The following is a 14,975-nucleotide window of genomic DNA, read 5'->3' as shown; positions in this document are numbered from 1 at the left end:
TACCATGTTGATATTGTTTGGCACGATTGCGTTGGTCCACCTTGTTGCGCTCATGAGCCCCGGCCCGGATTTCTTTTTCGTTTCGCAAACGGCGGCCAGCCGTTCGCGCAAAGAAGCGATGTTGGGTGTGTTGGGCATTACGCTGGCGGTCATGATCTGGGCAGCGGTGGCGTTAATGGGCCTGCATTTGATCCTGCAAAAAATGGCCTGGCTGCATCAAATCATCATGGTCGGTGGCGGGCTTTACCTGTTATGGATGGGATGGCAGCTGATCCGTTCCGCGCGTCAACGTCATAAGCAGCCGGTACAGCAGGAACCTGTCGTCGATCTGCCAAAGAAAGGCATGAGCTTTATCAAAGGGTTGTTAACCAATCTCTCTAACCCCAAAGCGGTGATCTATTTTGGTAGCGTCTTCTCATTATTTATCGGTAACGATGTCGGTGGGCTGGAGCGCTGGGGATTGTTTGTGTTGATTAGCGTCGAAACCTTTGCATGGTTTTCTCTGGTCGCCGCAATTTTTGCTTTGCCATGGATGCGGGATAAATATCAGCGTGCCGCGAAGTGGGTGGATGGCATGGCGGGCGTACTGTTCGCCGGATTTGGCATTCATCTTATCCTGTCACGCTAAGGTCGCCAGACCGGCTTTATGCGGCCGCCGACAGTATGCTCTGTCGTGCGGCTGCAGGTGTACATCAGGCCATTCGCCTTGCGCTGGCCAGCAGTCCGCCAATCGCAATAAATAATCCCCCGAAAATACGGTTCATCAGCTTCATCTGTTTAGGGCCTTTGATCCATCCTGCAATGCGCGTCGCTAAGGTGGCGTAACCAATCATCACCACGATATCCACCAGTACGGTGGTTATGCCCAGAACCAGATACTGCAGCATAAGGGGTTGGTGAGGCAGGATAAACTGCGGAAACAGCGCGGCCAGAAACACAATGCTTTTGGGATTGGTGAGGTTCACCATGACAGCCCGTTTAAACAGGCGGCGACGCGGCATCGCTTTTGACATCGCGTTGAGATCAATGGTGCCGGCAGCCCGCCACTGTTGAATACCCAGCCAGACCAGATAGCCGGCACCGGCCCATTTCAGAATCTCAAACGCCAGCAGCGACTGAGAAAACAGCGCGCCAAGACCCACCCCTACCAGGGCGATATGCAGCGCGAGCCCTACCTGCAGCCCGGAGATGGAGGCGACGGCACCACGATAACCGTGGCTGATGCCGGTGCTCATGGTGTTAATCGCGCCTGAGCCGGGTGAGAGGCTCAGAATTGTGGTGGTAAGAAGGTAGGTCAGCCACCATTCGATGGTCATGGGTTGTACTCCCGGTCTCGTCTGAAGTGTGACACAATACGCCAGAATGCTGCGCAGAGCCATGGACATCATGCGGCCGTTCAGACTCTTTTTTCCGGCAATCAGGAGGGCGGATGAAGCAACACAGGGCAAGCTGGCTGCGACGCGAAAAGGCCTTTGCCGCCTTTGCTACTGGTCCACTGCTTGATTTCTGGCACAGCCGTGAAGAGTGCGAATTCACTGGCGTTGGAAACCTGACATTGCGCTATGTCCGGTTCATTTCACCGCAACATAAACGCGTCATCCTTATCGTGCCGGGGCGCATCGAAAGCTACGTTAAGTATCCCGAACTGGCTTACGATCTTTTTCACTGCGGCTTTGATGTGATCGTGCTCGATCATCGCGGTCAGGGGCGATCGGATCGTCTGCTGGATGACTCTCACCGCGGGCATGTGGTGGAGTTCAGCCATTATGTTGATGACCTCGAAACGCTTTATCTCAAAGAGATTGTGAGCCGTCATTATCAGCAGCGCTATTCACTGGCTCATTCGATGGGCGGCGCGATTTTGACGCTCTTCCTGGCGCGTCAGCCCGGTGCATTTCATGCCGCCGCGCTGGTGGCTCCCATGTTTGGGATTGCGTTGCCGTTACCCGCTTTTCTGGCGCATAAGATTCTTGACTGGGCGGAAAAGCGCCCCGCTGTGCGTGAGGGTTATGCATTAGGCACAGGGCGCTGGCGGGCGCACCCTTTCGGCATCAACCGGTTAACGCACAGCCATGAGCGCTACCGCCGCAGTCTGCGTTTTTATGCGGATGATCCGGCTATTCGCGTGGGCGGACCTACGTATCACTGGGTCAGAGAAGGGATTCATGCCGGGCGCAATATTCTGAGCCAGGTGGATAACATTACGACTCCGTTGCTGGTGCTGCAGGCCAGTGAAGACAGCGTGGTGGATAATCGCTCGCAGGATCTGTTTTGTGACGCGATGGCGGCAGCCGGTCACCCCTGTCAGGGCCGGATACCGCAGGTTATCAGCGGCGCGCGCCACGAGATCCTGTTTGAAAAGGACAGCATGCGCGCCGAAGCGCTCAATACCATCGTCGATTTCTTTTTATCGCAGCATTAGTTCGCAATTTACATTACCGGCTACGGCCAACCGACACCGATACCCGAGGTTTTCATGTACCACATTGTTGTGTCCGATCTGGATGGCACACTGCTTTCTCCCGAACATCGCCTGACCGCCAATGCGCGCGAAACGCTTCAGCAACTGGTCGCGCAGGGCATTCACTTTATTTTTGCCACAGGCCGTCATCACATCGATGTCGGGCAAATGCGTGACAAGCTGGGGATTCCGGCTTACATGATTACGTCAAACGGCGCGCGCGTTCACAATCCGGCAGGGGAGCTGGTTTTTAGCCACAATCTGGACGCGGACATCGCCCACGATCTGTTTGGTCTGCAGTATCATCATCCGGACGTGCTGACGCATGTTTATCGCGACGATGAGTGGTTTGTCAGCCGCTGCAGTCCGGCGGAGAAGGATTATTTTCGCGAGTCCGATTTTCACTATCAGGTTTATGAGCCGGGCATGCTGCCGACGGATGGCATCAGCAAAGTCTTTTTTACCTGTGAAGAACCGGAACACCTTGTCCCTATGGAGCAGGCCATCGAAGCACGCTGGGGCGACAGGGTTAACGTGAGTTTTTCGCTGCCGACCTGCCTCGAAGTGATGGCAGGCGGCGTGTCAAAAGGCCATGCCCTGGAAGCGGTGGCAAAACAGTTAGGCTTTACGCTTAAAGACTGTATTGCGTTTGGTGATGGTATGAATGATGTCGAAATGCTGAGTATGGCAGGCAAAGGCTGCATTATGGCTAACGCCCATCAGCGTCTGAAAGACACCTTACCTGAACTGGAAGTGATTGGCAGTAATGCCCAGGATGCCGTCCCGGAGACGCTGAGAACACTCTATCTGTCGTAATCCGAAAAGAAGGCCGGTAAGCCGGCCTTCTGGCAAAGCCGTTATGCCCTTTTTTGCTTATGCCGGTGCTCACTGATCATGGTTAACAGCAGCAGCACTACCGCCATAACGGCGCCGGCAATCATCACGATGAATCCGCCATCCCAGCCGAAGTAATCGACGGTATAACCCACAATGGCGCTGGCCGCGACTGAGCCACCCAGATAACCGAACAGCCCCGTAAACCCGGCAGCCGTGCCAGCCGCTTTTTTGGGTGCCAGCTCCAGCGCATGCAGACCAATGAGCATTACCGGTCCATAAATCAGAAAGCCAATCGCGATCATGCAGGCCATGTCCACACCGGGATTGCCCGGCGGATTTAGCCAGTAGATGACGGTAGCAGCGGTAACCAGCGTCATAAAAAACACCCCTGTCGCACCACGGTTGCCGCGAAAGACCTTGTCTGACATCCAGCCGCACAACAGCGTACCGGGAATGCCCGCATACTCATAAAAGAAGTAGGTCCAGGAGGACTTATCAAGCGTGAAATGCTTTACTTCTTTCAGGTAGGTCGGTGACCAGTCGAGGATGCCGTAACGCAGCAGGTAGACAAACACATTTGCCAGAGCGATGTACCACAGCAGTTTGTTGGGCAGGACATACTTCATAAAGATTTGTCTGGCAGTGAACTCTTCCTCATGACTTTCGTTGTAATCCACCGGATAGTCGTTTTTATAGGCCTCAATCGGCGGTAATCCACAAGATTGCGGCGTATCGCGCATCAGGGCAAAGGCCAGAATCGCAATGGCGATCGCCCCGAAGGCGGGCATATATAGCGCGGCTTTCCAGTCGTTGAACCACGCCATCCCCAGCAGAAACAGCAGGGGCGGAATCCCGCCGCCGACGTTATGCGCACAGTTCCACACAGAAACGATGCCGCCGCGCTCCTTTTGTGACCACCAGTGGACCATAGTGCGTCCGCAGGGCGGCCAGCCCATTCCCTGAAACCAGCCACAGATGAACAGCAGTACGAACATCACCATAATGCTGGAGGTTGCCCAGGGCACAAACCCCATAATCAGCATTACAGCAGCCGCCAGCGTTAAGCCGGCAGGTAAGAAGACCCGTGGATTCGACCGGTCTGACACCGAACCCATAATAAATTTGGAAAAGCCATAGGCGATGGAGATGCCTGAAAGCGCAAAACCCAGATCGCCGCGTAAGAAGCCTTGTTCAACCAGGTAGGGCATCGCCAGGGCGAAATTCTTTCGAACCAGATAGTAGGCCGCATAGCCAACGAAAATTCCGATAAAGATTTGCCAGCGCAGGCGACGGTAGCGTGGATCGATACGATGATCTTCGACCCGGGGCTGGTGTGGTGCAGGTTTAAAAATACTCAACATAGCGGTGGCCCTCCAGGGCGCATTATGATTTTGATTCCCGGCAGGTTGGGCAAAACTCAAGAAAACGGCGATCGGGATGCGCCATTTCGCGCAGAGAATAGACAGAGATACGTGGCTTTACTGTGATGAATGACAAATATGTTACAGATTTATGACAGCCTGGCGCGAAAAGCTCAGGCCGATGCGCTGATTCGCACATTTTTCTGCTGACAGGATATGCCCGATAAGAAGGTAAAAAGCCTGACCGGCAGATTAATGCGTAACTGCCTGGTTAATGCACAGATGTCAACCAGATAAATCTCCCTGCTGTGCGGACATTGTTTACACTGTCGCTCTGTTTATTTCGGGGTTGTTACCGTGCTTTTATTGATTGTTACTACCATTCTGTGGGCTTTTTCATTCAGCCTGATTGGCGAGTATCTTGCCGGTCAGGTTGACAGCTGGTTTTCGGTGCTGATGCGCCTGGCGCTGGCGGCCGTGGTATTTTTGCCTTTCCTGCGCTGGCGCGGCTATCGCCCCTCTACGCTCCTGCTGTATATGCTGGTAGGCATGCTGCAACTGGGCATCATGTATTTACTGAGTTTCGAAGCCTATCTCTATCTGAGCGTGTCTGAATTCCTGCTGTTTACCGTGATGACGCCGCTGTACGTCACGTTGATCTACGACGTGATCAGTCGACGGCCTCTGCGCGCAGGGTACATTTTCAGTGCGTTGCTGGCTGTGGCGGGCGCGGCAATCATTCGTTATGACAAAGTCAGCGATAACTTCTGGTTCGGCCTGTTGCTGGTACAGTTAGCCAATATTTGCTTTGCAGCAGGTATGGTGGGCTACAAACGTTTGCAGGAAACCCGTCCTGTGCCGCAGCACACGGCCTTTTCGTGGTTCTATCTGGGCGCGGTGCTGATTGCGGTGGTGGCCTGGGCCGTCTGGGGCAACCCGCATAAACTTCCGACCACCTCACTGCAGTGGGGCATTCTGGTCTGGCTGGGCGTGGTGGCGTCCGGACTGGGTTACTTTATGTGGAACTACGGTGCTACGCAGGTCGATGCTGGCACGTTGGGCATCATGAACAACATGCATGTGCCGGCAGGCTTGCTGGTCAACCTGGCGATATGGCAGCAAAAGCCACACTGGCCAAGCTTTATTGCCGGTGCGCTCGTGATAGTAGCGTCCTTGTGGGTCCATAAGCGCTGGGTGATCGGTAAGAACAATCAACAGTGAAGAAACAAGGCATCGCCGCGCATCGACGCCAAAAGTAGCAGGCCGCTCAGTCTGTTGCGATCCCATGGCGGACGGGGCGCGCGTCGGCAGAAGGCGAGCAAGACGGCGTCTGCTCGCCCGGCAGAGCGGACCGCATTGTTATCCCGGTGCGCTTTCTCCGGCGGGACGAGCGTAAGTCGGCGGCTGGTTTAAGCGGGCTTGCCTGGCGCAGGGCGATGAATCATCGTCAGCCCCTTGAGGAAATTACGCAGAATCTGGTCACCGCATTCACGATAGTTTTTGTGATCCGGTTTACGGAAGATCGCGCCAATCTCCGCCTGAGAGACGGTGAAGTTGGCTTTTTTCAGGATATCAGGGATGTCGGTCGTTTTCAGGTCAAATGCAATACGCAGCTTTTTCATGAAAATGTTGTTATTCATCTTACGCTCGATGGAAGGCGCAGGGGCATCCTCACTTTTCCCACGGCGATGAAAGATTAAGCCATTCAGGAAATAGCCCATCAGGACATCGGGGCAGGGGCGAAATGCCGCATCTTCATCTTTTTTCAGCCAACTGGTGATATCGGCCTGAGGAACCTCGCACTCCGCTAAGGCAAAAATCGCCACCATTTTGGCATCGTTCAGATCGAGCATATAGCGCACGCTGCGCAAAATATCGTTGTTAGTCATGGTGAGATCGTCTCAAGGTCAGTCAACAGGCTGCGCATTATAGGGGATTTTGCCCGCCGCCGCGCAGCTTTGTCGCTCATGCGGCTAAACGGCTGCAGGATGCGCGGCATTCCTGACAAAAGGCAAATGTTCACAGGCATGCTGACGGGCAAAATGGATAAAGGCTTCCAGCACAGGCTGACGCTGCTCGCCGTCACGCACGGCGGCATAAAGCCGACTCCATAATCCCTCTCCCAGTGTTTTCGTGATCACTAACCCCTGTTTTTCAAAGCTCTCCACTACCCAGTGTGGCAGCGCGGCAATGCCCATGCGCGCCGACACCATCTGAATCATCAACAGCGTGTTATCCACATTCTTCAGTGCAGGACTGATGCCCGCGGGCTGAAGGAAATGACGCCAGATATCCAGCCGCTGACGCTGCACCGGGTAAATCATCAACACTTCGTCGGCCAGTGCGTCAGGGGATATATGTTCGACCTGAGCCAGAGGATGATCGGGTGCCAGCACCAGGCGCACTTCGAAATCGAACATCGGTGAATAGAACAGGCCCGAGCGCGGCAGAATATCGGACGTTAAAACGATATCCAGCTCACCCTGTTGCAGTGCAGGTTGCGGATCGAAGGTCACACCTGATTTAAAATCCATCACCACCTGTGGCCAGCTCTGACGAAACTTATCCAGTGCCGGCGTGAGCCACTGAATGCAGCTATGACATTCAATGGCAACACGAAGCGTAGTCTGTTGCGGCTCATGGCAGGCCTGAAGCGCCTGCTGAATTTGCGGCAGAATCTGTTCCGCCAGCTGCAACAGAATTTCGCCCTGCGGCGTGAAGCGCAATGGCTGGCTTTTGCGTACAAACAGGCGGAATCCCAGCCGCTGTTCCAGATCGCTGAACTGATGTGACAACGCCGACTGCGTCTGGTGAAGCTGGGCGGCCGCGGCGGCCAGCGAGCCGGTATTCCGCAGAGCCTGAAGCGTCCGGAGATGTTTGAATTCGATCATGAGGGTCCTTCACATCGAAACTGAATAATTTGCGCTTGAGAGACATACAGTACCCGCAGAATATAGCGGTGTAAACATCTGGACGGCTAAACGTGACTGGCGATCAGACTGACCCAGGCATTTCTGGAGAATAGCAAATACCAATCCATAACCCTACTCCCGGCTTTTCACGTACAGGTGTGCGGCGCGAGCTGAAAAATGAGTATTTGCTTATCCAAACGGAACGGACCGGAGGGTGACGACATTCACTCAAGAAATAGCAGAAAAAATGAGGCGCGTTATGTTGCTGCAGAACGGCTATGGGACACTCCGCAATCCAGCCTGAAAACCCACCAGGCTTGTGAGCAGGGTTAACGCGGAAAAGCTCTCAGATTTGCGGGTGTTGGATGGCGACGTCGAGAGTTTGGGCGCTTACGCGCCCTTTTTTTATCACTCAGTGGATGCGACACCGTACTGCTTAAACCAGGCTAACATACGTGCCCAGCCGTCTTTTGCCGATTCGGCATGGTAGCTCGGACGATAGTCGGCGTTAAAAGCATGCCCGGCATCGGGATACACAATGATCTCTGCCTTTGCGTTTGCAGCATGTAAGGCCTGGCGCATCTGCTCCACGCTTTCCAGCGGAATGCCGTCATCCTGACCACCATACAAACCCAGTACAGGCGCGTTCAGATCCACAGCAATATCGATAGGATGTTTTTGCTGCTTCATGGTTTTTTCCCCTACCAGGCGACCATACCAGGCCACGGCAGCGCGAAGTTGCGGGTTGTGTGCCGCATAGAGCCAACTGATGCGTCCGCCCCAACAGAAACCGGTAATTCCCATCCGGCGGATGTCGCCACCGTTGCGGGCCGCCCAGTTAGCGGCATGATCGAGATCCGCCAATACCTGGCTGTCAGGCACCTTGCTGACCAGTTCTTTAAACAGCGTAGGAATATCGTTGTAGTCGTTGGGGTCGCCTTCGCGGAAGTAAAGCTCTGGCGCGACAGCCAGATAGCCTTCCAGCGCCAGACGACGACAAATGTCGCGAATGTGTTCATGAACGCCGAAAATTTCCTGCACGACCAGCACAACAGGCAACGGCCCGTCTGCTGACTGCGGTTTCGCGTAAAAAGCCGGAAGATTTTCACCCTGACTCGGAATAGACGTCTCACCGGCGTGGATGGCCGGGCTGTCGGTAATAATGGTGGTCGAAGCCGTGGGCTGAACTGCCGGAGCAAACGCGCCTGCGGCTGATTTTTGTGTCATATTATCGTCGGTTTTCATCGTTATCTCCGTGCAAGCGTATGCGCAATCACGTAACTATAGCCTGGGCATTTATTACTGGTTCCGGGCAATGCGTAACAGAGCTTATAACCTTTAAAATACACTTCTCTTTAACATTCTCATGCTGCCTTCCACATCACCATATGTAGCATTACGGAAGGTCTGAGATAAATGTGTGATATTAATCACTAAAAATTTCACCGAAAATGTAACTTTCATTTTCTTGAGTGAAACCAGTCACACATTTAACCCGTCGGGTAACGTAAAGTGGCGTACTGTTTTTCCTTAACCCGGAGTCTGATATGACACAGTCTGACGTTTTCCATCTTGGCCTGACGAAAGCCGACCTGCAGGGGGCGACACTGGCCATTGTTCCTGGCGATCCGGAACGTGTAAAAAAAATTGCCGGACTGATGGACGATCCCCGGCACCTGGCTTCCCATCGTGAGTTCACCAGCTGGCTGGCTAAGCTTGACGGTAAACCCGTCGTGGTCTGTTCTACCGGGATTGGCGGACCTTCCACCTCCATTGCCGTCGAGGAGCTTGCTCAGCTTGGCGTGCGCACTTTCCTGCGTGTAGGGACAACGGGCGCCATCCAGCCGCATATCAATGTCGGCGACGTTCTGGTTACGACGGCGTCTGTACGCCTGGACGGTGCCAGCCTGCACTTCGCACCAATGGAATTTCCGGCCGTCGCCGATTTCACCTGCACAACGGCCTTAGTGGCTGCGGCAGAAGCCTGCGGTGCTAAAACCCATATCGGGATTACCGCCTCATCTGATACCTTCTACCCCGGCCAGGAGCGCTACGACACCTTCTCGGGCCGCGTCGTGAACCGTTTTCAGGGCTCTATGCAGGAGTGGCAGCAGATGGGCGTCCTGAACTATGAGATGGAATCGGCGACGCTGTTAACCATGTGCGCCAGTCAGGGCCTGCGCGCAGGCATGGTGGCGGGCGTGATTGTTAACCGCACGCAAAAAGAGATTCCCGATGCAGTGACGATGAAGCAGACCGAAAGCGATGCCGTCAAAATAGTAGTTGAAGCGGCCCGTCGATTACTCTAGCCCTTCGTTTGACAGACAGGCCGGCTGTCCGGCCTGTCATGGCCTTGTCTTTACGTCTCGTTTTCCCCCTCAGTAAATATATCTGGACATTCATACAGTGCGAATTTACCTTTTTCCTCAATAGCCTGACCAGCGAGGAGAATATGGATCAGCACATCATTATCAGCATCTGCCTTGGGCTCGCCGGCCTGGGTGTTGGCTGGATACTGGCGCAAATGCGTGTCAGTCATCAGTTAGCCAGCTTTACCACAGAGCGCCGTCTGCTTAACGAAGCACAACAACGTCAGCAACAGCATATCGAGCAGCTCCAGCAGCAGCTGCAACAGCGCGAACAGGAGTTGAGACAGCTTCATGGATCATTAAGCGGAGCCAATGAGCGCCTGCAACAGCTGGATTACTGGCGTAATGAGAGCGAGCAACTGACACGAGAGCTGCGCAATCAGCTGGAGGTGAACAGCGCGCAGGAAGCCGAGCTGCGTGAAGTGACCATCCGTCTTGAGGAAACCCGTTTTGCAGCGGAAGAGAAGCAGCGCCTGTTGACCAACAGCGAGCAGCGGCTTAGCGCGCAGTTTGAAAACCTGGCTAACCGAATTTTTGAAAACAGCGGTCGCCGCGTTGATGAGCAAAACCGTCAAAGTCTGAACAGCCTGATTGGGCCGTTGCGTGAACAGCTCGATGGCTTTCGGCGGCAGGTCAATGAGAGCTTTGGCGCGGAAGCGCGTGAACGCCATACACTGACCCACGAGATTCGTCAGCTACAGCAACTGAATGCGCAGATGGCCCAGGAAGCGCTCAACCTGACCAAAGCGCTCAAAGGCGACAACAAAATCCAGGGCAACTGGGGCGAGGTGGTGCTGAGCCGGGTACTGGAAGCGTCAGGATTGCGTGAAGGCTATGAATACGATATCCAGGTCAGCATGCAGAACGAGCAGCAAAGCCGCATGCAGCCCGATGTCATCGTCCGGCTTCCCCAGGGGAAAGATGTGGTGATCGACGCCAAAATGACGCTGGTTGCCTACGAGCGGTATTTCAACGCGGATGATGACATTGAACGTGAACAGGCCATTCAGGCGCATATCAGTGCCGTACGCGGCCATATCCGTTTGCTGGGCCGTAAAGATTATCAACAATTGCCCGGTTTACGCTCACTGGATTATGTGTTGATGTTTATCCCGGTTGAACCGGCGTTTTTACTGGCAATCGATCGGCAGCCAGAATTGATCGGCGAAGCGCTCCAGCAAAATATCATGCTGGTCAGTCCGACCACGCTGCTGGTTGCATTGCGTACCATCAACAATCTCTGGCGCTACGAGCATCAAAGCCGCAATGCGCAGCGGATTGCCGAGCGCGCAGCCAGGCTTTACGACAAAATGCGCCTGTTTGTTGATGATATGAGCGGTATTGGTCACAGCCTTGATAAGGCCCAAAACAGCTATCGTGAAGCGATGAAGAAGCTGGCAGAAGGGCGGGGTAATTTGATCGCACAAACGGAAGGCTTCCGTGACTTAGGTGTAGAGGTTAAACGCGCTATCAATCCCCATCTGGTCGAACGCGCGATGCCCGAAAATGAGCACGACAGTATGCCCGGTAACGACCAAAACGCAGAAGAAAGTTGTGAGCGGGTTCGGCACCTCCACGAATAAGCAGGTCGCCAACGTGCCTGACCTCCGTGACTCTGATACACTTCCATAAGTATTGTTTGTGGAGCAGGTAAAACCGATGGCAGATGAATCACAGCAGGAAACTACCCATTTTGGCTTTCAGACCGTCGCCAAGAGCGAGAAAGCTGACAAAGTCGCGGACGTGTTTCATTCCGTAGCGGCGAAATATGACCTGATGAACGACTTAATGTCGTTTGGCGTCCATCGCGTCTGGAAGCGTTTTACCATCGACAGCAGCGGTGTGCGTCGCGGTCAGCGTGTCCTGGATCTGGCCGGTGGAACCGGCGATTTAACCGCAAAATTTTCACGGCTGGTGGGCGAGACCGGGCAGGTTGTTCTGGCTGATATTAACAGCTCTATGCTGAAAATGGGCCGGGAGAAGCTACGAAACCTCGGTATCGTTGGCAATGTCAGTTATGTTCAGGCCAACGCCGAAGCGCTGCCGTTTCCTGACAACTACTTCGACTGCATTACGATCTCTTTTGGCCTGCGTAACGTTACGGAAAAAGAGAAGGCGCTGGCGTCGATGTTCCGCGTGCTGAAACCGGGTGGACGTTTGCTGGTGCTGGAGTTCTCGAAACCTGTTATTGAGCCGCTGAGCAAAGCCTACGATGCCTACTCGTTCCATATTCTGCCGCGCATCGGCCAACTGGTTGCTCAGGATGCAGAAAGTTATCGCTATCTGGCCGAGTCCATCCGCATGCATCCCGACCAGGAAACCCTGAAAGCGATGATGAACGATGTGGGATTTGAAAACACCACCTATTCAAATATGACGGGCGGCATCGTGGCACTTCATCGTGGGTTTAAATTTTAACCATTATGGCCATGACCTTAACCCCCGTCATCACTGCCGGTATTGAAACGGCGCTAAACCGTATTCTCTACCGCGATCGTGGTCTGAAAAGCGCACGTCAGCGTTTAGCAGGCAAGGTACTGATGTTGCGTTTGAGTGAGCTATCCTGGCCGCTGGTGCTGGTGTTCAGTGAGCAACAGCTGGATGTCCTTAGTGACTGGCAGGACAGCAGCGACTGCACGGTCATTACGCAGCTTAAGTCGCTGCCGAAGCTACGCGATCGCCAGCAACTGACGACGCTGATACGCAGCGGTGAGTTACAGGTCGAAGGGGATTTGCAGGTGGTGCAGCAATTCTCTGCGTTGATGGATCTGGCTGAGCTGGATCCTGCCGAATACCTGGCGCCCTGGATCGGTGATATCGCCGCGCAAGGGATCAGCCAGGGTGCGCAGCGCGCATTTCGCTTGTTTAAAGCGGAAACGCAGCGACGTCAGGATTATCTCGGTCAGGCGTTGACGGAAGAGTGGCGCGTTGCGCCAGGTGCGCTGGAATTTGCCTGGTTCGCTGAGGAAGTTAGCGCGATGGAACGTTCGCTTGATGCGCTTAATGCGCGTCTGGCACAGCTGGAGGCGAAATGAGTTTTGGAGAGATCCGCCGGTTATATTTCATTATCAAGGTGTTTCTGACATACGGACTTGATGAACTGATTCCCCAAATGCGTATTACTCTGCCGCTTCGGCTGTGGCGGCGGTGCGTGTTTTGGATTCCTAACCAGCACAAACACGAACAGATGGGCATTCGGCTGCGTCTGGCGATGGAACAGCTGGGCCCCGTCTGGATCAAGTTTGGTCAGATGCTGTCCACGCGGCGTGACCTGTTTCCCCCGCAGATCGCCGATGAACTGGCTATTTTGCAGGACCGGGTTGCGCCCTTCGACGGCGTGAAAGCCAAAGCACAAATCGAAGCTTCCATGGGGGCACCGATTGAGTCCTGGTTTGATGACTTCGATATCACCCCACTGGCTTCTGCCTCTATTGCGCAGGTTCACACGGCAACACTGAAATCCAACGGCAAAAAGGTTGTCATTAAGGTTATCCGCCCGGATATTCTGCCGGTGATCAAAGCCGATATGAAGCTGATCTACCGCATCGCCCGTTGGGTACCGCGCCTGCTGCCGGATGGTCGCCGTCTGCGTCCGGTTGAGGTGGTGCGCGATTATGAAAAAACGCTGATCGACGAATTAAACCTGCTGCGTGAAGCAGCCAATGCCATCCAGCTGCGGCGTAACTTCGAAAACAGCCGCATGCTGTATGTTCCCGAGGTTTACTCCGACTACTGCAGCGAAACCATGATGGTGATGGAACGCATCTACGGTATTCCTATCTCCGATGTGGCGACGCTGGAGCAGCATGGCGTTAACATGAAACTGTTAGCCGAACGCGGCGTACAGGTGTTCTTCACACAGGTTTTCCGCGACAGCTTCTTCCATGCAGACATGCACCCTGGCAATATCTTTGTCAGCTATGAGCATCCTGAAGACCCGCAATATATCGGCATCGACTGCGGGATTGTCGGCTCGTTGAACAAGGAAGATAAGCGCTATCTGGCCGAAAACTTTATCGCCTTCTTTAACCGGGATTACCGCAAAGTGGCAGAGCTGCATGTTGACTCTGGCTGGGTACCGGCAGATACCAACGTGGAAGACTTCGAGTTTGCCATTCGTACGGTGTGCGAACCCATCTTTGAAAAACCGCTGGCTGAAATTTCATTTGGTCACGTGCTGCTAAACCTGTTTAACACGGCGCGACGTTTCAATATGGAAGTGCAGCCACAGCTGGTGCTGTTGCAAAAAACGTTGCTCTATATCGAAGGGATTGGCCGGCAGCTCTATCCGCAACTGGACTTATGGAAAACGGCGAAACCGTTCCTTGAAGACTGGATTAAAGATCAGATTGGTATTCCGGCGATCATTCGCGCAGTGAAAGAAAAAGCGCCCTACTGGGCAGAGAAACTGCCCGAGCTGCCCGAGTTGTTCTATGACAGCATGCAGCAGCATAAGCAGTTACGTCTTAGCGTCGATAAACTCGTGAACGATTTGAGTGTCCAACGTACACGTCAGCATCAGGCGCGTTTCCTGTTTGGCGTCGGTGCCACGCTGCTGATTAGCGGTACAGCGGTACTCCTCAGCAGGCCTGAGTGGGACCTGTTTCCGGCGGCATTAATGGCGGCAGGTTTTGTCAGTTGGTTAATCGGCTGGCGCAAGACAAACTGATTGTCACTCGCGGCTGAAACGCGGTAATGTCGCTGACTGAGACCCGAATTAACAAGGGTTTAGGTTGTGCTTCATTCCGCAGTTTTTAACAAAAAAATCGAGGCTATCTCATGGGCGGTATCAGTATTTGGCAGTTATTAATTATTGCCGTGATTGTGGTGCTTTTGTTCGGTACCAACAAGTTACGTAATCTGGGGTCGGATTTGGGTTCGTCTATCCGTGGTTTCAAGAAAGCCATGAGTGATGAAGACGACAAAAAAGATCAGCCAAAAGAGCAGGACGCGGATTTCCATGCGAAAACGCTGGCGGACAAACAGCCAACGTCTGCTCAGAAAGACGACATTAAGAACGACAAGCAGGTGTAAA

The 14,975-nt window shown here is 53.9% G+C and carries 15 protein-coding genes; 10 read left to right on the top strand and 5 right to left on the bottom strand.

Going from position 1 to position 14,975, the window contains the following annotated elements; translation table 11 throughout:
• The first annotated feature begins 4 nt into the window (after positions 1-4).
• Complete coding sequence (gene rhtC, locus RAC60_RS14575) at positions 5-628, top strand: threonine export protein RhtC (RefSeq protein ID WP_006121460.1); 624 nt, start codon at positions 5-7, stop codon at positions 626-628.
• A 64-nt stretch (positions 629-692) separates the two neighbouring features.
• Here rhtC and rhtB read toward each other — a convergent pair whose 3' ends face one another.
• The gene (gene rhtB, locus RAC60_RS14570) at positions 693-1,316 is read right to left on the bottom strand and encodes a homoserine/homoserine lactone efflux protein (RefSeq protein WP_058708543.1); all 624 of its coding nucleotides are present in this window, start codon (positions 1,314-1,316) and stop codon (positions 693-695) included.
• Positions 1,317-1,429: 113 nt separating this feature from the next.
• Between rhtB and pldB the strand changes: the two genes are divergently transcribed.
• Together pldB and yigL are read left to right on the top strand one after the other, a co-directional pair.
• Complete coding sequence (pldB, locus tag RAC60_RS14565; RefSeq protein ID WP_324029356.1) at positions 1,430-2,422, top strand: lysophospholipase L2; 993 nt, start codon at positions 1,430-1,432, stop codon at positions 2,420-2,422.
• A 54-nt stretch (positions 2,423-2,476) separates the two neighbouring features.
• A complete protein-coding gene (yigL, locus tag RAC60_RS14560; protein WP_033737375.1) occupies positions 2,477-3,277 on the top strand; it encodes a sugar/pyridoxal phosphate phosphatase YigL in 801 nt (266 codons plus the stop codon).
• 41 nt (positions 3,278-3,318) lie between these two features.
• Here the strand turns inward: yigL and glpT are convergent, their stop codons facing one another.
• Complete coding sequence (gene glpT, locus RAC60_RS14555; RefSeq protein WP_375093954.1) at positions 3,319-4,659, bottom strand: glycerol-3-phosphate transporter; 1,341 nt, start codon at positions 4,657-4,659, stop codon at positions 3,319-3,321.
• 357 nt (positions 4,660-5,016) lie between these two features.
• Between glpT and RAC60_RS14550 the strand changes: the two genes are divergently transcribed.
• Entirely contained in the window at positions 5,017-5,880 is an 864-nt protein-coding gene (locus RAC60_RS14550; protein WP_375093953.1) for a carboxylate/amino acid/amine transporter, read from the top strand.
• Positions 5,881-6,068: 188 nt separating this feature from the next.
• On the opposite strand, the gene RAC60_RS14545 is transcribed toward RAC60_RS14550, so the two are convergent.
• The 3 genes from RAC60_RS14545 to RAC60_RS14535 form a co-directional block, all read right to left on the bottom strand.
• Entirely contained in the window at positions 6,069-6,548 is a 480-nt protein-coding gene (locus tag RAC60_RS14545) for a DUF1456 family protein (protein WP_006121467.1), read from the bottom strand.
• Positions 6,549-6,632: 84 nt separating this feature from the next.
• Positions 6,633-7,550 carry an HTH-type transcriptional regulator MetR gene (gene metR / locus RAC60_RS14540; RefSeq protein ID WP_006121468.1) on the bottom strand — a complete coding sequence of 306 codons (918 nt, stop codon included), beginning with the start codon at positions 7,548-7,550 and terminating at the stop codon, positions 6,633-6,635.
• A gap of 429 nt (positions 7,551-7,979) precedes the next feature.
• Entirely contained in the window at positions 7,980-8,816 is an 837-nt protein-coding gene (locus tag RAC60_RS14535; RefSeq protein ID WP_006121469.1) for a dienelactone hydrolase family protein, read from the bottom strand.
• Between the two features lie 302 nt (positions 8,817-9,118).
• Between RAC60_RS14535 and udp the strand changes: the two genes are divergently transcribed.
• The 6 genes from udp (at position 9,119) to tatA (ending at position 14,974) form a co-directional block, all read left to right on the top strand.
• The gene (udp, locus tag RAC60_RS14530) at positions 9,119-9,880 is read left to right on the top strand and encodes a uridine phosphorylase (RefSeq protein ID WP_006121470.1); all 762 of its coding nucleotides are present in this window, start codon (positions 9,119-9,121) and stop codon (positions 9,878-9,880) included.
• A 143-nt stretch (positions 9,881-10,023) separates the two neighbouring features.
• Entirely contained in the window at positions 10,024-11,523 is a 1,500-nt protein-coding gene (gene rmuC, locus RAC60_RS14525; RefSeq protein WP_110268642.1) for a DNA recombination protein RmuC, read from the top strand.
• Positions 11,524-11,599: 76 nt separating this feature from the next.
• Positions 11,600-12,358: a bifunctional demethylmenaquinone methyltransferase/2-methoxy-6-polyprenyl-1,4-benzoquinol methylase UbiE gene (ubiE, locus tag RAC60_RS14520; protein ID WP_033737381.1), complete on the top strand. Its 759-nt coding sequence runs from the start codon at positions 11,600-11,602 to the stop codon at positions 12,356-12,358.
• Positions 12,359-12,369: 11 nt separating this feature from the next.
• Positions 12,370-12,975 carry an SCP2 domain-containing protein gene (locus RAC60_RS14515; protein ID WP_006121473.1) on the top strand — a complete coding sequence of 202 codons (606 nt, stop codon included), beginning with the start codon at positions 12,370-12,372 and terminating at the stop codon, positions 12,973-12,975.
• The gene (gene ubiB, locus RAC60_RS14510) at positions 12,972-14,609 is read left to right on the top strand and encodes a ubiquinone biosynthesis regulatory protein kinase UbiB (RefSeq protein ID WP_006121474.1); all 1,638 of its coding nucleotides are present in this window, start codon (positions 12,972-12,974) and stop codon (positions 14,607-14,609) included. Before RAC60_RS14515 ends, ubiB begins: the two co-directional genes overlap by 4 nt.
• 110 nt (positions 14,610-14,719) lie before the next feature.
• A complete protein-coding gene (gene tatA / locus RAC60_RS14505; RefSeq protein ID WP_033737383.1) occupies positions 14,720-14,974 on the top strand; it encodes a Sec-independent protein translocase subunit TatA in 255 nt (84 codons plus the stop codon).
• Position 14,975 lies beyond the last annotated feature (1 nt).

It is taken from the genome of Pantoea sp. BR_17, from assembly GCF_041955125.1.
In the GTDB taxonomy this organism is placed as follows: domain Bacteria; phylum Pseudomonadota; class Gammaproteobacteria; order Enterobacterales; family Enterobacteriaceae; genus Pantoea; species Pantoea stewartii.
This window is presented reverse-complemented; position numbering and strand designations above follow the sequence as displayed.